Source organism: Bacillus nitroreducens, assembly GCF_964021195.1.
The window spans coordinates 2,879,642-2,900,151 of record NZ_CAXHYI020000003.1 but is presented as its reverse complement, the minus strand read 5'-3'; the positions used below and the strand labels follow the sequence as shown (position 1 = coordinate 2,900,151).

21 protein-coding genes are annotated in these 20,510 nt (G+C 37.3%); 7 read left to right on the top strand and 14 right to left on the bottom strand.

Annotation, left to right across the window (positions count from 1 at the left end; genetic code table 11):
• Window positions 1-102: 102 nt before the first annotated feature.
• The 9 genes from ACWPVE_RS18055 to ACWPVE_RS18015 form a co-directional block, all read right to left on the bottom strand.
• The gene (locus ACWPVE_RS18055; protein WP_453995779.1) at window positions 103-600 is read right to left on the bottom strand and encodes a hypothetical protein; all 498 of its coding nucleotides are present in this window, start codon (window positions 598-600) and stop codon (window positions 103-105) included.
• A 384-nt stretch (window positions 601-984) separates the two neighbouring features.
• On the bottom strand, window positions 985-1,452 hold the full coding sequence (locus ACWPVE_RS18050; RefSeq protein ID WP_453995777.1) for a hypothetical protein: 468 nt from the start codon (window positions 1,450-1,452) through the stop codon (window positions 985-987).
• Between the two features lie 410 nt (window positions 1,453-1,862).
• Entirely contained in the window at window positions 1,863-2,570 is a 708-nt protein-coding gene (locus ACWPVE_RS18045; protein ID WP_453995775.1) for an FAD-dependent oxidoreductase, read from the bottom strand.
• 56 nt (window positions 2,571-2,626) lie between these two features.
• On the bottom strand, window positions 2,627-2,998 hold the full coding sequence (locus ACWPVE_RS18040) for an iron chaperone (RefSeq protein WP_453995773.1): 372 nt from the start codon (window positions 2,996-2,998) through the stop codon (window positions 2,627-2,629).
• A gap of 21 nt (window positions 2,999-3,019) precedes the next feature.
• Complete coding sequence (locus tag ACWPVE_RS18035; RefSeq protein WP_453995770.1) at window positions 3,020-3,409, bottom strand: SRPBCC family protein; 390 nt, start codon at window positions 3,407-3,409, stop codon at window positions 3,020-3,022.
• Window positions 3,409-3,735: an ArsR/SmtB family transcription factor gene (locus tag ACWPVE_RS18030; protein ID WP_453995768.1), complete on the bottom strand. Its 327-nt coding sequence runs from the start codon at window positions 3,733-3,735 to the stop codon at window positions 3,409-3,411. Before ACWPVE_RS18030 ends, ACWPVE_RS18035 begins: the two co-directional genes overlap by 1 nt.
• 130 nt (window positions 3,736-3,865) lie before the next feature.
• Window positions 3,866-4,195, bottom strand: coding sequence for a hypothetical protein (locus tag ACWPVE_RS18025; RefSeq protein WP_453995766.1), 330 nt, complete (start codon window positions 4,193-4,195; stop codon window positions 3,866-3,868).
• Entirely contained in the window at window positions 4,188-4,715 is a 528-nt protein-coding gene (locus ACWPVE_RS18020) for a hypothetical protein (protein ID WP_453995764.1), read from the bottom strand. The genes ACWPVE_RS18025 and ACWPVE_RS18020 overlap by 8 nt, the downstream gene beginning before the upstream one ends.
• 5 nt (window positions 4,716-4,720) lie before the next feature.
• Window positions 4,721-4,924, bottom strand: coding sequence for a helix-turn-helix transcriptional regulator (locus ACWPVE_RS18015; protein ID WP_453997619.1), 204 nt, complete (start codon window positions 4,922-4,924; stop codon window positions 4,721-4,723).
• A gap of 178 nt (window positions 4,925-5,102) precedes the next feature.
• Between ACWPVE_RS18015 and ACWPVE_RS18010 the strand changes: the two genes are divergently transcribed.
• The gene (locus ACWPVE_RS18010; protein WP_453995762.1) at window positions 5,103-5,840 is read left to right on the top strand and encodes an AAC(3) family N-acetyltransferase; all 738 of its coding nucleotides are present in this window, start codon (window positions 5,103-5,105) and stop codon (window positions 5,838-5,840) included.
• A gap of 46 nt (window positions 5,841-5,886) precedes the next feature.
• On the opposite strand, the gene ACWPVE_RS18005 is transcribed toward ACWPVE_RS18010, so the two are convergent.
• Complete coding sequence (locus ACWPVE_RS18005; RefSeq protein WP_453995760.1) at window positions 5,887-7,011, bottom strand: ROK family protein; 1,125 nt, start codon at window positions 7,009-7,011, stop codon at window positions 5,887-5,889.
• Window positions 7,012-7,218: 207 nt separating this feature from the next.
• Between ACWPVE_RS18005 and ACWPVE_RS18000 the strand changes: the two genes are divergently transcribed.
• Genes ACWPVE_RS18000 through ACWPVE_RS17990 form a run of 3 tightly spaced genes read left to right on the top strand, consistent with a single transcriptional unit; the run spans window position 7,219 to window position 10,894 of the window.
• Window positions 7,219-7,995 (top strand): SDR family oxidoreductase, encoded by a 777-nt coding sequence (locus ACWPVE_RS18000; RefSeq protein WP_453995758.1) that lies wholly within the window; start codon window positions 7,219-7,221, stop codon window positions 7,993-7,995.
• A 31-nt stretch (window positions 7,996-8,026) separates the two neighbouring features.
• The gene (locus ACWPVE_RS17995) at window positions 8,027-9,556 is read left to right on the top strand and encodes an FGGY-family carbohydrate kinase (RefSeq protein ID WP_453995756.1); all 1,530 of its coding nucleotides are present in this window, start codon (window positions 8,027-8,029) and stop codon (window positions 9,554-9,556) included.
• Between the two features lie 15 nt (window positions 9,557-9,571).
• On the top strand, window positions 9,572-10,894 hold the full coding sequence (locus ACWPVE_RS17990) for an MFS transporter (protein WP_453995754.1): 1,323 nt from the start codon (window positions 9,572-9,574) through the stop codon (window positions 10,892-10,894).
• A gap of 62 nt (window positions 10,895-10,956) precedes the next feature.
• Here ACWPVE_RS17990 and ACWPVE_RS17985 read toward each other — a convergent pair whose 3' ends face one another.
• Window positions 10,957-12,690, bottom strand: a complete 1,734-nt coding sequence (locus ACWPVE_RS17985) for an ABC transporter ATP-binding protein (protein WP_453995752.1) — start codon at window positions 12,688-12,690, stop codon at window positions 10,957-10,959.
• Window positions 12,691-12,962: 272 nt separating this feature from the next.
• Here ACWPVE_RS17985 and ACWPVE_RS17980 point away from each other — a divergent pair, with 272 nt between their 5' ends.
• Window positions 12,963-14,747, top strand: a complete 1,785-nt coding sequence (locus ACWPVE_RS17980; RefSeq protein ID WP_453995750.1) for an ABC transporter ATP-binding protein — start codon at window positions 12,963-12,965, stop codon at window positions 14,745-14,747.
• Window positions 14,744-16,885, top strand: a complete 2,142-nt coding sequence (locus ACWPVE_RS17975) for an ABC transporter ATP-binding protein (protein WP_453995748.1) — start codon at window positions 14,744-14,746, stop codon at window positions 16,883-16,885. Before ACWPVE_RS17980 ends, ACWPVE_RS17975 begins: the two co-directional genes overlap by 4 nt.
• A gap of 32 nt (window positions 16,886-16,917) precedes the next feature.
• Here the strand turns inward: ACWPVE_RS17975 and ACWPVE_RS17970 are convergent, their stop codons facing one another.
• Entirely contained in the window at window positions 16,918-17,781 is an 864-nt protein-coding gene (locus tag ACWPVE_RS17970) for an AraC family transcriptional regulator (RefSeq protein WP_453995746.1), read from the bottom strand.
• Between the two features lie 200 nt (window positions 17,782-17,981).
• Here ACWPVE_RS17970 and ACWPVE_RS17965 point away from each other — a divergent pair, with 200 nt between their 5' ends.
• Window positions 17,982-18,443, top strand: coding sequence for a hypothetical protein (locus ACWPVE_RS17965; RefSeq protein WP_453995744.1), 462 nt, complete (start codon window positions 17,982-17,984; stop codon window positions 18,441-18,443).
• Between the two features lie 55 nt (window positions 18,444-18,498).
• Here the strand turns inward: ACWPVE_RS17965 and ACWPVE_RS17960 are convergent, their stop codons facing one another.
• Together ACWPVE_RS17960 and ACWPVE_RS17955 are read right to left on the bottom strand one after the other, a co-directional pair.
• Window positions 18,499-19,407 (bottom strand): AEC family transporter, encoded by a 909-nt coding sequence (locus tag ACWPVE_RS17960; protein WP_453995742.1) that lies wholly within the window; start codon window positions 19,405-19,407, stop codon window positions 18,499-18,501.
• Between the two features lie 186 nt (window positions 19,408-19,593).
• Window positions 19,594-20,508, bottom strand: coding sequence for a sensor histidine kinase (locus ACWPVE_RS17955; RefSeq protein ID WP_453995740.1), 915 nt, complete (start codon window positions 20,506-20,508; stop codon window positions 19,594-19,596).
• Between the last annotated feature and the right edge of the window lie 2 nt (window positions 20,509-20,510).

The following is a 20,510-nucleotide window of genomic DNA, read 5'->3' as shown; positions in this document are numbered from 1 at the left end:
TGAGAAGGGACACTAACACTAGTGCCCCTTTTCTTTTACCCAAATATTCTATTGCGTCGAATCCATACCATTCAACTTTGTAATAAACAATATCGATTCGAATCAATCAAGCATATTTGCAAAGGGCTTCTTTCGATGAATTTTTTTAAAGCTCTTAATTAAAGCATTCTTTACATCGTTAGGATCTTCTGTAAGTAGTTCTTTCCAACAAATGATGAGATGATCGATATCCTCTATCTGCCAAATGACCCTACCACCATAATGGCTCACGTTTTTTCCACTGCCAAACTTTAAAAACTGTTTAATTCTTGAATTCAACGTGGCAGAGCTTTTTCCACCTCCAGCTTTTCCTATATAAATGACTTTCGTATCTCGAATCCATCTGTTTTTTAACTCGTCTATTGGAACATTCGGGTCCCGTCCCTTAAAAAATCCACCTGATCCCTTTGATAAAAATTCGGGTACTTCATCAGGTATATAAAGAACCATATAAACCCCTTTCGTGTGGGGAACGATCGAATGATCTTGCAGCAATTGTCGAATTGGTATATACCCTTCAAAGCCAAACTCTTTCATTGATTTAAAATTTTTATAATCCATTTAATCACCTCATTTCATGAGTATGAATGCAATGGAGTAATATTCAATCTAATTTACTAAAAAGATGCATCCTTTGTGTAATACATCTTTGGGATGTCCGTAATCTGGTTTGCGAAAACAGCCTTTCTAAAAGATGGTATTCAAATATTGGTGATTATACGAGTTGTGGTAAAGCGATCTTGTTGTGTGGACTGATGGAAGTGGAATAGGAAGATTACGGATATCATCTTTAGTTTTTTAGATTCTGAACATGACTTGGACCGCTTATTGTTTTTCAACTGCATGGTATATCGATAAAAACTGATGCAGTATACCAATAAAATGAGTATTCAATCCACAATTAAAGCAAAAAACACTCACTAATCCTGTTAGTGTTGTATCGACTTATATCGTATTACCCTTTTTCTTAGCATCTGCATCCAAACCAGCACCGATTGCAAGGCCAATACCCAATCCAAACGGAAGTGCTAAGGCAAAATTATCGAATACAAGTAATCCAAATACCAATGACAGACTAATCCCCATCGTCATGTATAGAGATAGGTACGTACCCTCTTGTACCAGTTTATGTTCCTTTTGGAGATGAGAAACTAAATCATTGATCACGATTTTATGTTGTTTTAGATGCAAAACTTCTGTAGCAATCTGGTCTATATTAGCTTCTAATTGAAGAAAGTGAGTTTTTAATTCGAGCAAGTGTTTCTCGCATTCTCGACAGCTTTCTGAAAAAGATGCTAATTTTTCAACTATCCGTTCACATTTATCTAAATCAAGCTTCTTCACTGTTTCTTGACTAGTCGATTCTCGTAGCTTCATAATCATCGTTAGCAATTCCTCTACGTGTTTTTCCATTAAATAACTCCCTCTTCGCAAAATTAAATGAAAACGTCTCCGAACTCGCCTTGCGTTTCATAAGTAATAATCTTGCATCACCTAATACTCTATTTACGATTAAAACAAGAAAAAGTTTCATAATTTCCTTAATTTGGATAGTGGCAAATATTCCTCATTCATCTAACACTGTTGATATACAAGTGTGCTGTTATTCGAATAAAAGGTGAGTTTGTTTGGAAAAATACTAATATCCAAAAGTTCACTTCAGATATGGAGGTGTAACCCATGTTGAGGGACTCAAAAGTGGATGCAAAAGGAAATATTAAAACAAAACAAAATTCTAAAAAGCAATCAAAACAAAAACCTGAATCAAAATAAGACAGATTCCTCGTCCTTACTGGGACGAGGGACCTGTCCCTAGCATCTAATTAATACCCATAAAATGCGTCTTTTTTAATCTTCTTTTTTGAAATTTTTTTTGATTGTAGATGAGTAGATACTGAATCTACCATTGATTTTGGACCTGCAATGAAGTATTGACTATTATGTTTATTTGAAGTGACAAACTGATCAATCTCCTTCTGAAGATCGTCTCTTGAATCAAGATACGTCACTTTCACAGAAGATTTGTTCGCAATTTGATCAATTTCATCTTTAAAAATATATGACTTGTTACTATCCAAATAGAGGAGATGAATTTGTTTTGCAATCTCATTTCCTTCTGCCTCTATTTGTTTTAAGATTGCCCTAAACGGAGTAATGCCCATTCCACCAGCAATGAGTAAAGTCGGACCATTTTCTACTACATGAAAATTCCCCAACGGCCCACTCATTCTTATTGTATCGCCCTTCTTTAATGCGAGCATCGCTTTCTTAAACTCACTCGGATTTGCTCCAACTTTCGTTGTAATGCGAACCAGATTTTCTGATGGGGCTGATGTAATTGTGAAAGGTTTTGTGCCATTTTTAATTTTTTGATGCGTAATGGTAAATAGACCATGTTGGCCAGCTTTCCAACTCAAATCATTGTCTGTTTCAAATAAAAAACTATAGACCTCATCAGATTCTTTATAGCTTTCTATAAAAGCTAAATCTCTCTTTTTAAATACTGCAATTGCATCTTGAAAAAAACCCATTTCTGTACTCCTTTTCTCTCGCTATTAAAGCCCTCAGATACGATCTAAGGGCTATTCTATTTCCGCCATAAAGTTGTATAGTCAGCCTTGTCCTCGATATTAAATTCAATCATTTTCTCAAGTAGTGAGAAATCAACAGGGCTCTTCCAAGGTATTCGGATGATTTCTTTTGTATAGTCATAGCCAGCCTTAACAATCTCATCTTCTACATGGGTAATCGCTACACTTTCAGGGGCAACGGCCAAATGCTTTTTAGATACACTAAATCCGATTATATACGTGCCATGATCGATAAACATCGGTTGATTCCATTTTATTACCTTCTCTAAATAGGGATATTTATTATCAATCCAAGTAAACACTTCTTCTACTTTCTCTCGATGAATCAGATCATCAATTCCAGCTAGAAATTCAGCAAAAACTCCCATCTTCATTCCTCCTAACTGACCTTACATTTCGCCCAATACTTTTTTAAGTTCACCGACTTTGTCTTGCCAACCATATTTCGCACCGTTGTACGCTTGATCTTCTTGATTGAAACCAGTGTGTTCTAGATGTAAGTGGGTCATTCCATCCTCTTCCTTCAACGTCCACGTGACGATTGTATCAATTGGACCACCTATCCATGTGTAGGATAATTTAGTAGGCTCGTCCACAACTAATACCTCACAATCAACAACTAAATTCCACTCTGGATTTCGGAATTGACATTTATGCCCCACAATTGGTTTAAAATCGTTCTCCATAATCCATTTTGCAAGGGTGTCTGAATCGATTAATGCATTCCACACCTTTTGAATTGAACTTTTAAATTGAAAATCTAATGATATTTCTGCCATTATTCTTCCTCCTCTAATATATTTCTTAGTATTGCCACTCGATCAGTCCAAAACTTTTCATAAAAAGATACCCAGTCTTTAACTTCTCTTAAGGGAGCAGCATTTATACGATACCTTGTTTCTCTACCAACTTTTCGATCAACGACTAAATCCGCTTCTTTTAGTATCGTCAAATGTTTAGAAACAGCGGTACGCCCCATTTTAAAGTGAGGTGTTATTTTATATAGAGGTAACTCTTCCGACTCTGCCAACAAACGAAGTATTTCACGTCTTGTTGGGTCGGCAATAGCTCCATATACATCTCGCTCTTGATTCTTTTCGCTCAATTTCCTCCTCCACCTTATATATTGGACACCAAACAGTGTCCTAATAATAAGACACCTTTTAGTGTCCTGTCAAGTAAAAAAAGGACAGATTCATCGTCCCAATTGGATGAATCTGTCCCTCTCCTAGCTTTTATTGAACTTTTCGATATAGTTTATATTTGTAGCCATCCAATACAAACTGTTTTTTACCAGACGAGATCTGTACAAGACTCGTAATATCTTGATTTGAAACGGCTAAATCCTTATGAATTCGAACAAGTTCCGCTTTATGATCATTCATAACAAGGTAATAAGCGCCCCTTGTTTCGATTTGTTTTAACGCTTCTCCAACAGACAAGATACTATCAAATAATAGCTCGATTATTTGTCCCTTCGCTCCCCTATCCTTTTTTTGCAAAAGCTCATAGATTTTCGCGCTTTTTGGAGCAACCTGGAGCACTTTTTTATCATATTTATTCATTGGTAACCTCCAACTCTGCTAATCTTCGGTTGTATTTTTTTATAGATAGTTCCTCCCAGAGATAAGAAATTCCATAGAATACAAGGATTGAAATGATGAATTCTACTAGTAATAAGACAATCAAATTCATTGTTTCATTTAAACCCGGAATCAATTGTAGATTTTGCCAATCCTTATCAACGAACAATGTTGTCAATAGGTTTAACATCAAAACGACAAGTGCAAAACTGAATGAATCCAAAAAATAATGTCGCTTCCTTATTCTTTTAGAAGGGCCATCAGAATCTGTTGGAATGTTCTCACCAGACATCGTCTTTGGTATGGTTAGGCTTTCATCTTTTCGCGCAAACCAAGCGATTGACGCTGGAATCATTACAATTAAGATAATCTCCCATGTACTGTTTGTCATATCACCAGTACTTACATATTTCCAAATAGCTATAACAAAAAGCGAAATATACAGAATAGCTAATGTAATCGCAATTCCCCTTGAAACAAGTTGTTGACTTCGTTCATCCATCCCTCTTACTCCTCCTCATATCGGAAAATTTCCTCAATCGAAACATTGAACACTTTCGCAATATCCCATGCTAGTTTTAGTGAAGGACTATAGGTCCCACGTTCAAGGTGTCCGATTGTTTCTCGTCGTACCCCTACCAACTTCGCTAATGTCTGTTGGTTCATATCATGTTTTGCCCGAAACTCTTTCAACCTTGTTTTTAACAATATACATGACCACCTTTAAATGTTATATATTCATAACATATTGTTAAGAATATATAACACGAGAATTTAAAAGTCAACATACGATGGAAGGAATGTTAAACCTTTACATAAAATTAGACTAGTATATTTATTATGGTATCCTAGTGCTATAGAGAGAATAAAGATAGAAAGGTAGATTCTAATGTATACAAAACAAAATTTACTAGATCACCTTAACCAATTAGGGATTGATCGAAATGGTACCTTACTCGTTCATTCATCCATGAAAAGTATTGGACACGTAGAGGGCGGTGCGGAAACCGTGCTAGATACGTTGAGCGAATATATGGAAAATGGTCTTTTGGTTTTACCTACTCATACATGGTCTTATATCAAGGCAGATAATCCACGGTTTTATATTGATGAGTCTCCATCTTGTGTAGGACTATTAACCGAACTTTTTCGGAAACGTCCAGGCGTAGTTCGTTCTTGGCATCCAACACATTCCGTTGGAGCATTAGGAAAAGGAGCTCATGAATTTGTTGCAGGAAATGAAAAATTTGACACGCCTTGTGCACGAGAATCTGTTTGGGGAAAATTACTCGATCATAAGGCAACGATTTTGTTGTTAGGGGTCGATTTACGCAGATGTACATATATTCACGGAGTTGAGGAGTGGCTCGATATCCCAGGTCGAATGACTGATGAGCACGAAACATTGTATACGGTCTTACCAGATGGAACTGAAATTGTCGTACCTCAAAGGAGACATATCGGCCACACTTCTGAAAAATACAGCAGAGTGGAGGATGTTTTTCTAGATAATGATGTCATGTTCAAAGGAAAATTTGGCGATGCAACCGTACGAGTGTGCGATACAGTAAAAATGACGGATCTCTTAATTCCTATCCTTAAAGAGGACCCAGCGCTATTCTCTTAACATTGGGTAAGAGGGACAAGTTTTCTTATCCCTCTTTTTCCACTTATCATATTGTATTTAAAAACGCTTGAATGTATTGGATAGCAGCGCCAATTGGAACTGCATGTTTAGGCGAATGACTGAGATGAATAAAGGAGCGATTGCTCGGAAATGCGGTTCTTTCGTTCACCTTTTCGTGTAGAATATCAAGATCCTCTTTCTCTAAGTAAGGAGCCAAATGACCCCCTAAAATAAAATCTTGATTCAGCACAAGACGAATATTATTAATTGAGTATGCTAGATTGTCTAAGAAGGTATTCCACCTCTCTCGATAAAAAGGGATATTCGAACGTACCTGATTGAAAAAATCGTCTAATGATTCATTTTCTTCTAGTAGTGCATGAATCGAACTATACGTTTCCATACATCCGTTTTTTCCACAATAACAAGCAGGCCCATTCGGATTGACAGTCATATGTTCTACTGTCCCACTATACCCTTCATTTCCCATATATAATTTGTTATTTAGAATTATGGCACCTCCAAGGTGTGGACCAATTGATAAATAGATGGTATCTCCAATATGATTATTCATCCATAATTCTTTTAATGCGGCACCTTGTGCATCATGAACAAACATACAAGGATAGTCCAAATACTTTGTAAAAACATCGATTTCTAAACCAGAAGAGTTCAATATTTTTCCATACGTGATCTTTTGTCCATCAATCGATGTCAGACCTTGTACAGCAAAACCTATTCCTAACACCTGCTCTTCTGACAAATCAAGTGAAACGATAAACCTCTGTATAGCCTGACTTACCTCTTTAAAATACCTTTCATCATTCAAGTATTGCAGGTCAAGTTCCGTTTGGTGAAACGATTCCCCTCTTAAATCAATTGCTAGAATTAGTACTGAATTTTTCAGGATTTCGACCCCAATGCTAATCTTGGCACGTGAAGAAATTTCATATGCCGTTGCTCGTCTTCCCACAGTAGATTCGAAGTATCCACTTTTTTCAATTAGTTTCTTTTTCTCCAAGCGAACGAGATTCTGAGAAACAGTTGGCAAACTCAAATTTAGTTCATTCGCGATTTCCTGTTTTGAAAGTTTACCTTTTTGGTATAGAAGATGATAAATCAACGAGTAATTATTCTTTTTTATGTCTTTTAAAGTGATACTCTGATCCATGAAATTACCCCATTACCTAAAGTCTTTTTACAAAAATAGTTTATTAATTAAATATATCATAGACGCCTTTCTTATCTCAACTTCCATAAATGCTATGAATAATAATTCATTTTCATGTTGACTGAAAATGAAAACGGTATTATTATAAAAATACATTTTATAAAATCATTTTATAAAATACATTTACTTAACGAGGAGAGTTCAATTATGGGAATTATTGAGAAAATGCGTCTAGATAAGAAGAAGATTTTAGTCACTGGTGGAGCAAGAGGTATTGGAAAAAGTGTTGCCACCGCTTTTGCAGAAGCAGGAGCTGATCTTGCAATTGTAGATCTAGATATAGAAGAAGCAAAGAAGACAGCAAGAGAACTTGAAATAACCCACAAAATGAATGCGATTGCAATACAAACAGATGTTACAAAACCCGAAGAAGTAAATGACATGATCGAAAAAGTATTACAGCACTATGGATGTTTAGATGTTGCCTTCTGTAACGCAGGTATCTGTATCAATGCACCAGCAGAAGAAATGACATTTGAACAATGGAAGAAAGTGATTGATATTAATCTAACTGGGGTTTTTCTAACAGCACAAGCTGCTGGAAAAGTTATGTTAAAGCAAGGTGGCGGTTCTATTATCAACACAGCTTCCATGTCAGGTCATATCGTCAATGTACCGCAACCGCAATCGGCCTACAACGCTTCTAAAGCTGGAGTTATTCAATTAACAAAATCACTAGCTGTTGAATGGGCATCTAGAAATGTGCGTGTCAATAGTATTAGTCCAGGATATATCGGAACTGAACTTACGTTAAATTCACCTAGTTTACAACCTTTAATTCAGCAATGGAACTCAGTCGCCCCCCTTCAAAGAATGGGTAAACCTGAGGAACTTCAGTCCATTTGCGTCTATCTTGCTGGCGATACAAGTAGCTTTACTACTGGTGCTGATTTTGTAATCGACGGAGCATTTACCTGTATTTAATAGATTGTTAGTTTTAAGGAGGAGTTAGCAGATGAATTATTTATTAGGAACAGATATCGGAACATCGGGTACAAAAACCATCTTAATGGATACAGAAGGCAATCTTATCGCACAAGATTTACAAGAATACGATGTTTTGACACCAAAGCCATTATGGGCTGAGCAGTGGCCAGATGTATGGCTAGCCGCTGCAAAAAATTCTATCAAAAATACTGTTCAGAAATCAGGGATCTCTAAAGAAAAGATTCGTGGTCTTGCCATTAGTGGATTATATGGAGGTTCTGGAATTCCGTTGGATGAAAACATGGAACCCGTTCGACCATGTATGATTTGGATGGACCGTAGAGCAGAAAAAGAAACAAAGTGGGTCTTAGAAAACATAGGAGAAGAAAAACTTTTAGAAATTACTCATAACGGTGCAGACCCTTATTATGGCTTTACAAAAATATTATGGATGAAAAATCATGAACCAGAGAATTGGAAGAAGACAAAACTTTTTCTACCACCAAATGATTATGTGATCTATAAACTAACTGGGGAAATTGCGATTGATTATTCATCTGCTGGTAATATTGGTGGCATTTTTGATATGAATACTAGAACATGGTCGAAAGAAATGATGGATTTAATGGGTATTCCTTATTCCATGATGCCAGAGAAAATTGTGGAATCAACAGATATTGTCGGTGGACTAACGCATACCAGCGCCACTGAACTCGGTCTGTCAGAAGGAATGCCCGTAATCGCTAGTGGAATTGACTGTGGCGCTGCCAATATTGGACTTGGAGTCTTTGAATCTGGTATTTATGCGGCGGCAATTGGAACTTCAATGTGTGCGGCACTCATTTCTGATCAACCAGTGAAAGGGAAAGGTCTTATTGCCTGGCCTTATTTGTATGACGCTAAACGACTATCCTATTATTTTGCTGGGGGAAATACTGCGGGAGCCATTGTGAAATGGTTCCGTCAAACGCTATGCCAATTTGAAGTTGAAGCTGAAAAAACAGGAGGACAAAACGCCTATGATGTATTAAATGAACAAGCTACCAATATTGCAGCTGGTAGTGACGGACTAATTGTACTCCCCTATTTTATGGGAGAACGAAGCCCAATTTGGGATTCAGATGCAAAAGGAACCATCCTTGGACTTTCACTAGCTCATACAAAAGCTCATATATATCGTGCATTTCTCGAAGCAGTTGCCTACTCGTTAAGAGATGCAATGGAAGCAACTGGAGAGCATCTTGGAGAATATATATTGATTGCTGGTGGTGTGACAAGATCAAAGCTTTGGAGACAAATTTTTGCTGATGTGACTGGCTATCCAGTTGTCTGCCCAGTTCATGATGTTGAAGCGAACATGGGGGATGTCATGCTCGCAGGAATTGGTACTGGCCTCCTTACATTTGATGATATAAAAAAATGGCAAGTATTAGATGAAAAAATTATGCCAAATCAAACAAATCACCAAAGATACAATGAATATTATAAGATTTACAAATCTGTCTATAAAAATTTAAAAGACGATATGAAAGCGTTGACAAGGTTAAATAATGGATAAGGGGATGTGACGCCTATGAATAAATGGAAGAAACGAATTGGATACGGAGTTGGTGATTTAGGGTGTAATTTAGTATTCAGTACGATGGCTTCTTATTTAATGTTTTTCTATACAGATGTTTTTGGCATTACAGCAACAGTTGCTGGTACATTAATGCTCGTTACAAAAGTAATCGATGCTTTTACAGATGCTGGGATGGGAATGTTAGTTGACCGTACACAAACCAGATGGGGTCAAGGCAGACCTTATTTTCTAATCGGCGCTATTCCCTTTGCGGTTTTTACAGTATTAACGTTTATTGTTCCTGACTTCACAATGTCGGGAAAAATTATTTGGGCGTATGTCACATATACATTATTATGTACGGCATACACAGTTGTAAATATTCCTTTAAATACGATTGTACCGAGGCTAACAACTGATAACCACGAACGAAATTGGTTGGTGTCAACTAGAATGATTTGCGCTTTGGTAGGTACTGCATTAGTTATGTCCATTACAACACCACTTGTCGATTTCTTTGGTCAAGGTGATACACAAAAGGGATTTTTAATAACTATGACTATTTACGGCATAGCAGCGATGATTATCTTTGTTTTTACATTTATGAGTACAAAAGAGGTTGTTCCACCATCTGTTAAACATCAAAAATCTTCGTTTAAACAAGATTTAAAAGGCTTAACAGATCAAAGTATCATATTTTTTATTTTGAATTTTCTCTACTTTGGCCTATTTGTGATTCGAAATACAACAGTCATCTACTATTTCACTTATAACCTAGGACGCACCGACTGGTTAACCTTTGTTGGACTGTTTGGTATTCTCTCTGGACTTCCGATGTTACTCGTTTTACCTTGGCTTCAGAGTAAAATGCCTAAAAAACAAGTGTTATTATTAAGTGTTGTCATCTATATTGTTGGCGATCTATTAATCTATTTTGGTGGTTCATCCGCAATTGCTCTTATTTTAGGACTAGCCATCACTGGCCTTGGGATTTATGGAATCTTTGGTGTTACCTTTGCTATTCAACCAGATGTGATTGATTATTCAGAGTACAAAAAGAAACGGAGCATTGCAGGGATGATTGCTGCATTCCAAGGATTTGCCGTAAAGGGAAGCATGGGGCTTGCGAGTGCATTCATCGGTGTTCTTTTGAACATGGGTGGTTATGTTCCTAATGCGACACAATCAGCATCTGCCTTAAATTATATTGAAATTAGTTTCATCTGGATTCCATTAGGTATTTGTATTCTAATTGGAATAACCTCGTGGTTTTACACACTTGATCATAAACGTATAGAAATGGATATTGAACTTGAGCGACGTCGAACAGCATAATATGATAAAAGGGACAAATATCATGCCCAAATGACGGCATAATACTTGTCCCTCTTCTCCCCTTATGTCAGCTGCTGCTCCGCAAAGCTTCGATACAACTCATGTCCCTCTATCAATTCCTGATGGGTTCCCTTCCCTGTCACTTTTCCTTTTTCAATAAAAATAATTTGGTCCGCATCCACGATTGTTGATAATCGATGAGCGATGACGAAGGTGGTACGCCCTTCCATCAAGCGTGATAAGGCTTCTTGGACAATGCTTTCGGATTGGCTATCCAGACTTGCGGTGGCTTCGTCCATCATGAGTAACTTTGGATCTCGTAGAAAAGCCCTGGCAATGGCAATTCGCTGTCTTTGTCCTCCAGATAATTTCACTCCTCGCTCCCCTACTTCTGTGTCCAATCCATGGGAGAATCCTTGAATGAATTCATCGGCGTAGGCCATTTTTGCCACTTCCCACAAACGATCATCCGTTATGTTTTCGGCATTTTTTAATCCATAACATAAGTTTTCACGGATTGTTCCAGCCATCATCGCACTTTCTTGTGAGACATAGCCAATTTGGCTTCTCCATGATTCCAATGACAGCTCTCGTATCGGAATGTCACCGATTTTGATTTCACCTGATGTCGGCTCATAATAACGCTCCAGCAGGCCAAACATCGTTGTTTTTCCTCCACCACTTGGCCCTGCAAAGGCGATCATTTGGCCTGGTTTGGCTTCAAACGATACATCCTGAATGACAGGCTCTTCTTCGCTATATGCAAAAGAAACCTGCTCCACTCGAATCGGTAAATTCGAAATATCGAGATCACGCCCCTCTTGACCTTCTTCTAAGGGAAGCTCAATAATATCAATAATTCGTTCTGTGGCTCCTTTTGCCTTTTGAAGCTGCGTAAAAAACATCGCAAACGATGTAATTGGAAATATAATTTGAAACAGATATAGCAGAAACGCAACGAGTGATCCTGTTGTCATCGACCCATTCGCTACACGAATTCCACCATAGCCAATGATAACTACGATAACAATCATGACAATTGTGTACATGATTGGACCAATTAGGGCAAAAATCTTGGCTTCTTTTAATCCAAATGTAAGTAATTTTCGAACACCTTTAATTCCTTTATCCTCTTCATATCCTTCTGCTGTCGAGGATTTCATTAACCGAATTTCACTAATCGTTTGTTGTATACTTCCTGAAAAGGTGGCCGTTTCATCCTGTAGCCCACGTGATATTTTCGCCATCTTCTTTCCAAGTGGCATCATGATGGCCATTGTGAGTGGAACGGATATCAACATGAGTAATGTCATTTTCCAGTCCATGACAAGCAAGATGATGATTGCCCCAATAATCGAAATGACTCCTGTAATAAACTGTGGGAAATGCTGTGAAATTAAATCCTTCACAATACCAGTATCATTGACAATACGACTCACAGACTCTCCACTTTGCTGCTTATCAAAGTAACTCACGGGTAAACGGATAAGTTTCTCCCACATCTTTTCCCGCAATCGTGCGACAATTCGTTGGCCAACTGAGGCAAGCATATACGTTGATACCCCATCAATCACAGCTTGTAAAATAAATACAGCTGCAATGATTGCAATCAGTGTTGCATTAATGGACAAACCAGAAAAACCATCCACAAGCTCCCGCGTTAATAACGGGATCGAGAGCCCCACGAAGGTCGTAATGATACTCCCAATTAATCCAACCGCAAGAGCTGCTTTTGGAATATTCGTCGATAAAATTAATTGAAAAAACGGTTTCAACCCATTATCTTCATTTTTCATATGTACCTAACTCCTTTATCAAAATCCTACCCCTTTCTTTACGTATCAAAACCTAAAATGTTACACATTTTGTACAGTTCTTTATACAAATGGAACAGAGGGTACAACCCCATCATCCCAAATACGACAAGGAACGTGTCCTTACAACCTGCACAGAACATCAGGCATGTTCCATAGCAAAATAATCCATGAAAATTGATATGGAAATCCATGTTCCATTTTATCATTATAAGGTACTCTTACTTTACGACATTTAGTAGAAGGTGATGGGTGTGAAAAGATCAATTATTCGAAACCATTTATTACAAAATAAATGGAGATACATGATCGGTTCAATGTTATTAACGATTTCACTCGTACTTCAGCTTGTCATTCCAATGTTGCTTGAAATTTTCACTGACGGATTACAAAGCTATACGACGAACAGTAAGGATTTGTTACGGATTGCTTTTTGGATCGTGGTCGTAGGACTAGGAGTATTTGCCTTCAGGTCCACTGGAAGAATCTATCTATTTCAGCTATCTAGATTATTAGAACGAAATATTCGCGAACGTCTTTTTTCGCATTGGGAAACCCTCCAAGCTGAGTATTACCAAAACCAACGAATCGGAAACTTAATGGCACATGCAGTCAATGATGTGAGTGTGCTTCGACAAGTTTGTATGCAAGGTATTTTCCAAGCATTAGAGGCTGTCGTACTTATAAGTGTCACTGTTTTGATGATGGCAACGACAATCGATTTTTACTTAACATTGCTAGTACTTCTTCCCCTCCCAGGCCTTTCCTATTTGGCCTATCGGTTTCGGATCAAAATTAGAATGCAGTCCAATCACGTACAAGAAATGATTGGGGCACTCACGAGTCGTGTACAGGAGTTTTGCGCTGGAATCAGAATAATCAAAACCTATGTTCAAGAACAACCTGAACTAAAAAGATTTGAAAAAGACAATCAACAAAATATCCAAGCAAACCAGCAACTCATCCGATCAAACTCCCTTTTCACCTCGCTAAGTTCAGGAATTATCGGCTTAAGTTATCTCATTTCGATTGTTTTTGGTTCGATTTTAGTCATGCAAAATACCATTTCACTTGGAGAATTTGTTGCTTTTAACACATATTTGTCACTTCTAATTGGTCCGATTGAGAACTTAGGAAAAGTAATTAATTTACTACAACAAGGAACAGCGGCTGATATACGAGTCCGAGAGGTACTTTCAACTAAGCCAACCATACAAGATGAGAAGGGTGTCGTGAACATCCCATTTTTACAGGGTGATATTACGATCAAAGGACTGTCTTATTCTTACCAAAACAAAGCCGACAAGGCACTTTCCAATATTGATTTACATATACCAAAAGGCTCGACATTAGCTATTGTTGGAAAAATTGGGAGTGGAAAATCGACACTTGTTAATCTACTTCTACGAATCTATAATCCACCACGAAATACCATCTTTATTGATCAATTAGACATTCGGGATATCCCGCTTAAAACATTACGACAATCGATTGGGTACGTACCACAAGATCATTTTTTATTTTCCACCACCATCAAAGAAAATATTGGATTTGATCCAAAGGGATATGATGACAAGCAAGTCGAACAGGCTGCCGTACAAGCCCATGTCTATCAGGATATTATCGAATTACCCAAGAAGTTTGACACCTCACTAGGTGAACGGGGTTTGTCTCTATCAGGAGGGCAACGTCAACGAGTTAGTATCGCACGTGCTTTAATCAAAGAAGCACCTATCATGATTTTTGATGACAGCCTCTCTGCTGTCGATTCAAAAACGGAAAAGAACATCCTGCACACACTTAAAACGAAGCTGAAAAGAAGTACCACCATCCTTATTAGTCACAGGATATCAACGATTCAGCATGCCGATCAAATCATCGTCCTTGACAATGGAAGAATCATTGAACATGGTACACACCAGACCCTTATTGAAAAGGATGGACTTTACAAAAAAATGTATGTACAGCAAACAACTGGGCTTAGTATATTTCCCCCTCCATACAAAGGAAAAAAACTTGCGATAAAAAGGAGGGATTGACCATTCATACTAATGATGAAAACCACCAAAAACGAAAAAAATACAGTGACAAACAACTATTAAAGAACTTACTCGCCTTTGCAAAACCATATTGGAAACTAATTTTATTTTCGCTCCTTTTAACAACGTTCATTGTAATCGCTAGTCTAGCTCAGCCCTATATCATAAAAGTTGCGATCGACAGTCATATCAATGGGATTCATGCTCCGATGATTTATGTTGATTCATCCGAAAAGGAATTGGTATTACAAGAACTGGAAACGCATGATGTAAAAGTAAAAGAAATTACCACGTTTAATCATCATACTTATTTTCGAATAATCAACGGAGATCATGAATTACCTACTACTGTCCAAAAAGCAAGGATTGTCTCGATTGAAGGATCAAATTACCTTGTCCAAGGATGGAATAGCGGATTACAAAATTTAAATGATGTTCACATTTCTAATCAACAAATATCCATCGATGGAAATGTGTATCCTGCGATCTTATTACAAGAAAATGAGCAAGCTTTGTTTCGAAGTCAAGATTATACGGGAATGATTTGGCTTGGGGTCCTCTATTTTATACTGATTATATCGTCTTCTGTGATTACGTACTTTCAAAATAATACATTACAATATACTGGCCAATCCGTCATTTACGATATTCGTGAGGCCATGATGAATCATTTTTCGAACATGCAAATTTCATTTTACGATAAAAATCCGATTGGACGTCTGGTCACAAGGATAACGCATGATGTGGAAGCATTGAATCAATTGTATTCACAAGTCATCGTCAATTTAATTCGTGAAGTGCTGATGCTGATAGGAATTATCGTGATTATGTTACAAATGAGCGTCAAACTGACCTTGATTAGTTTTACGGTCATCCCTTTCATTGCACTACTGACGATCTATTTACAAAAGGTCTTACGAAATGCACAGCGTTATCTTCGCTTTGTTTTAAGTAAATTAAACGCGTACCTAGCCGAAAACTTATCAGGTATGAATGTCATTCAAATCTTTGTTAGGGAAAAGAAGCAATTAGAACAATTTAATGAATTGAATCAAGAACATTATCGGGCGGGAATGCGCCAAACTGTTCTAAGCTCCATTTTCAATCCTTCCATTGGCTTTTTCGGAAATATCTCGATGGCTCTACTCATTTGGTATGGGGGGCGACATGTTTTAGATGGAGCATTAACGTTTGGGATTGTCTATGCATTTACACATTATGTGAGGCAATTTTTCGAGCCATTACGGGGGCTTGCCGATCGATTCAATCAAATACAAGCTGCCCTTGCCTCTGCGGAACGTATCTTTGAAACACTTGAGACAAAACCAACGATTGTGAATATGTCAGAACCTATGAAACTCCCAAACAAGGTGAATGGTCAAATTATATTCAAAAATGTGTGGTTTGCTTATCAGGAAAAGGAATGGGTGTTAAAGAATGTCAGCTTCTCAATTTCTCCAGGAGAAACGGTCGGGATTGTTGGGGCAACGGGAGCAGGAAAGAGTTCAATCATTCAATTAATCAATCGTTTTTACGATATTCAGCATGGCAGTATAACATTAGATGGTGTATCGATTAAAGATGTGGGAATAAAGGAACTACGAAAGCATGTAGGAATTATTCAACAGGATAGTTTTGTATTCTCAGGTACGGTTTTTGATAATATTCGCCTTAACAATACAACGATAAGCAAGGATGACATGATTCAAGCAGCGAAGTCTGTTGGGATTGATCCCTTTTTTAAAAACTTACCAAATCAATATGAAACATTATTAGGTGAGCAAGGAACGGTTCTTTCAACTGGCCAAAGACAACTTCTATCTTTCTTACGAGCGATGATTACAAATCCTGACATCCTCATTTTGGATGAAGCAACAGCAAATATTGATACAGAGACTGAAATCGTGGTACAGGATACGCTGAAGAAAATCTCGAAAAACAGAACGACAATTATCATTGCGCATCGCCTCTCGACCATTCAACATGCAGATAAAATTATTGTGTTAGACAAGGGGAAAATTGTTGAAATGGGTGACCACACTAGCCTTGTCCAACAAAGAGGAGTCTATTATCGATTATGCACAACTCAGAACAAACAACAAGTTCCTAAAAAGCAAAAAAAGAGACTGTATCAGTAAGGATATTTTCATGACTACCCCTATTCAGGTAGTCATTTTTTTATTTTGCTCGTCTTATGGTTATCACTAAATTGAGTCGGTGATACACCTACAATTCTCTTGAAAATCCGACTAAAGTATAGCTCGTCCTGATACCCAACACTTTGGCTAATTTCCTTAATTCGAAAATCCGAAATTGCTAATAATTCTTTTGCGCGATCAATACGAACATGAGTTAAATAATCAATCGGGCTGTAGCCCACATATTCTTTGAAAAGACGAGCATAGTGACTCGTGCTTAATCCAGCCATTTGAGCTAAATCTGTTAAGGTCATATGTATATGGTAGTTCGTAACCATATAATCAATGGTTGTATCAATTGCCATGGTAGAGTTTCCAGCAATCTTTTGCGAACGAAATTCTTGAACAATCATCAGTAATAATTCTTGAAAATGCAATTTCCGACGCATCGCGACTGTTGGGCCTCTCCGTTTAGAAAGTTGATGGATGTGGTCTAATTCATGAATCATGTTGCCACTATTTGAAATCGAAAACACACCTTGTAACGGAAAGGAGGTTGTTTCTGGCGGTTCAAAATGCCAGGTTGTTTTTTCCTCATATGCGACTGCATAGGTAAATCGAACAAAATAAAACTCAAGTGGATTGGATGATGAGGTCTTTTTTTCACAAATCATGCCTGGCTTATAAATGACGAGTTTTCCAGGATTCAACTTGTACTTCGTTCCATCTATCGTTACTTCTCCACTTCCCTTCGTAATTAACCAAAGAGAATGGTGCCGTTGCTCACGAAAAGGTTTATACCAATCAGGTTTACATCGTTTATATCCTGACAATAGAATCGAAAAAATAAGTTGATTTAGCTGCTTTGCTATTTTTCCTGTATTCAAACCAAACACCCCCACATCTAAACAGAATCACCATATACTATACACTAACTATTATAAATATTCCAAAATTTAAAAACAGAGAAACCAGTTATATCTATGTCCCGTCCTAGTAATCTAACTAATACTTACTATCTGAGACACACACATCCCCTCCCCAAATACGCACCATTTTTCAATCTCCCCATACACTATACAAATGGGGTGATCACTTGAAACGATGGGTAAAAGTCTTAATATTAATCTATCTATCCTTCTTATTTTTCGGAAGTTTCTTTGCAATAGGCGTATTGTGGGTTGGCACACTTGATGAAGCCCTCCACCTACAATCAAATATTAAATCTTTCTTATATTATTTCTTTGCTGGTGCGATTGGTGGATCGCTAAGGCATCTGTATATGTTTTGTTCCCATTATATGAACGATCAATTTATCGAACCCCGGCATTGGATTATGTATATCTTCTTCCCACTGTTTGCAACAGGAACAGCTGTCATTGCTGTCACGTTAATTCAAAGCGGCATCTTAATGATTGATTTCGCCGATAATATTGATGGTCCATTTGCTCAAGTTAGTGTTGCTTTTTTTGTCGGTTTTGGCTTTAACCGTTTCCTTAATAAACTAAATGAAATTTCAACCGGTATGTTTGACATGAAAAGACGAGAACAAAAATAGGGCTAGAAACCTAGCCCTTTCATATAAAAAAGTGGTCCAAAATTGGATCACTTTTTTATATGAAATTCCCAATGACAGCCAATACAACCAGACCCACTAGGATGGTGATGTTGGTGACCGTTGCAATTAACCGAATGCTCTCGTTACTGTATTTAAATTCAATCGCAAAAGGAATCGGTGAGGATGCAACTGGAAGAATTAAACCAATTAAGATCGTGTATCGAAACATGTCATCATACGGAAGTATCATGAATAATGTAATCCCAACCGTCAGTCCAATCCCATAGCGAAACGATAAGAATTTCAACATCGGCTTCACAAATTGCTTTTCCACTTTAAAATTTAAATACAGTCCTAAAAGGAGCAAACTCAAGGGGATATTAGCTGCTGAAATCGTACTCGCTACATCAATGACCATGGATGGCAATTTGATATGAGTTAAATTTAAGATAGTAGCAACCAAATACGTCATCAATGGAATGGATTGCACAAGTCTTTTTACAATTTCAATGGGTTTTAAGCTAAGCCCTTCTTTTGAGAAATAACTTCCTAGTATATAGGCAATCCCGAAAACTAGTAGCGATGTTCCAACATCAAACATACTAAAATACGTTAACCCATCAATTCCCCATAAAGCAAAAACGAGAGGAAATGCGAACAATCCAACACTAAATCCAGAAGACATCATTAAGAACGTGCCTTTGAGTTCTCTCTCTTCGTTTTTAAAAATAAGTAAACCTAGTATTGAAGTAAAAATTCCATAAATGACTACAATAACTGGAATGAGAATAAGGTTTGTTTGGATTTCAACAGAATCGAATGTGACAAGTACCAAAGCAGGAAGTGTTAGTTTAAAAATGAGTTTAGCAATGACTTCTCCATCCTTCTCCTGCAATATATGTATTCGTTTCAAGATATAACCAAGCGCAATAATTATCACAATATAAAGAAATTCTTCATTCATCACAAGTAATCTCCTCTAGGTTGTTGGTAGGATTCTGTGTTTTTCTTATCCCACCGCTTATGCCCCTACTATTCAAATTTCGATTCTATTTCGTAGAATGATAGTATGATTCTATCATACTTGTGATAAACTTAACAAAATAAATTTTCAGACAACTCAAATAAGACACCGAGAACCGATTCTCCACTAAGATAAAGAGCCTAGATCCCTGATTGGAAGTTGAATGGTAAGGATAAACCAGCTTCCATTTAACTCAGCCTTCATTTCTCCATCCATTTTTTCAACAAGCTTCTTAGACAAGTAGAGCCCTAATCCACTTGCTTCTGTATTTGATCGACTAGCGTCTTCTGTATAAAAACGCATAAATACCTTTTCAACCGAAACCTGACTATCTCGTTTAATGTCATTCTTAATGTTAAAAAGGAGATGATTGTCCTCATTTTTATAATTGATGATCGCCTGACTTTCCGCATATCGTAACGTATTTTGCGCAATATTTTGAATCACACGTGTAAGCATTAATTTATCAGCAATAACTTGTCGATCATTCTTTTGTTCAGGAAAATGTAGTTCAATCTTTTTTTTCTCAAATTGTTCATAAAAAGACAAAAAGATTTCTTCTACTAGGTTAGAAAGAGAAATCGATGTTAATGCCATTTTACGCTGATTCGTTTCAATCCTTGCGAGATCATAAAAGTGATCCGTCATTTCGATTAGTCGTTTGACGGAGTGCTCGATAATCTTTAGATAGTGTAATCGTTTAGCTTCATCCGTCGTCGTTTGTAAAAGTTGAACATAGCCATTGATCGACGTAAGTGGTGTTCGTAAATCATGAGAAAGCCCAGCGATTGATAGTTTCACATTTTCTTCCATTTGCTTTGCTCGATGATTTTTTTCCTCAAAGACATCAATCATTTGATTCAACTCATCGACAAACTCCAATAATGTCTGCTCACGGAAATCAAGAGAAAGCCTACTTCCAAAGCTCGCATTTGTTGGAAGGTGTTTGACCTCATTTTTAAGTTTTTGCAGTTCCCTTTTTAAAAAAGAAAGATAAAAAAGAAGCGCAAATGATAGTAAGACAAAAATCCATCCCCACATCC

Excerpts from the sequence above, each read along its gene's own strand:
- ACWPVE_RS18055 (WP_453995779.1), bottom strand. The coding sequence starts at position 600 with ATGGATTATAAAAATTTTAAATCAATGAAAGAGTTTGGCTTTGAAGGG.
- ACWPVE_RS18050 (WP_453995777.1), bottom strand. The coding sequence starts at position 1,452 with ATGGAAAAACACGTAGAGGAATTGCTAACGATGATTATGAAGCTACGA.
- ACWPVE_RS18045 (WP_453995775.1), bottom strand. The coding sequence starts at position 2,570 with ATGGGTTTTTTTCAAGATGCAATTGCAGTATTTAAAAAGAGAGATTTA.
- ACWPVE_RS18040 (WP_453995773.1), bottom strand. The coding sequence starts at position 2,998 with ATGGGAGTTTTTGCTGAATTTCTAGCTGGAATTGATGATCTGATTCAT.
- ACWPVE_RS18035 (WP_453995770.1), bottom strand. The coding sequence starts at position 3,409 with ATGGCAGAAATATCATTAGATTTTCAATTTAAAAGTTCAATTCAAAAG.
- ACWPVE_RS18025 (WP_453995766.1), bottom strand. The coding sequence starts at position 4,195 with ATGAATAAATATGATAAAAAAGTGCTCCAGGTTGCTCCAAAAAGCGCG.
- ACWPVE_RS18020 (WP_453995764.1), bottom strand. The coding sequence starts at position 4,715 with ATGGATGAACGAAGTCAACAACTTGTTTCAAGGGGAATTGCGATTACA.
- ACWPVE_RS18010 (WP_453995762.1), top strand. The coding sequence starts at position 5,103 with ATGTATACAAAACAAAATTTACTAGATCACCTTAACCAATTAGGGATT.
- ACWPVE_RS18005 (WP_453995760.1), bottom strand. The coding sequence starts at position 7,011 with ATGGATCAGAGTATCACTTTAAAAGACATAAAAAAGAATAATTACTCG.
- ACWPVE_RS18000 (WP_453995758.1), top strand. The coding sequence starts at position 7,219 with ATGGGAATTATTGAGAAAATGCGTCTAGATAAGAAGAAGATTTTAGTC.
- ACWPVE_RS17995 (WP_453995756.1), top strand. The coding sequence starts at position 8,027 with ATGAATTATTTATTAGGAACAGATATCGGAACATCGGGTACAAAAACC.
- ACWPVE_RS17990 (WP_453995754.1), top strand. The coding sequence starts at position 9,572 with ATGAATAAATGGAAGAAACGAATTGGATACGGAGTTGGTGATTTAGGG.
- ACWPVE_RS17985 (WP_453995752.1), bottom strand. The coding sequence starts at position 12,690 with ATGAAAAATGAAGATAATGGGTTGAAACCGTTTTTTCAATTAATTTTA.
- ACWPVE_RS17960 (WP_453995742.1), bottom strand. The coding sequence starts at position 19,407 with ATGAATGAAGAATTTCTTTATATTGTGATAATTATTGCGCTTGGTTAT.
- ACWPVE_RS17955 (WP_453995740.1), bottom strand. The coding sequence starts at position 20,508 with ATGTGGGGATGGATTTTTGTCTTACTATCATTTGCGCTTCTTTTTTAT.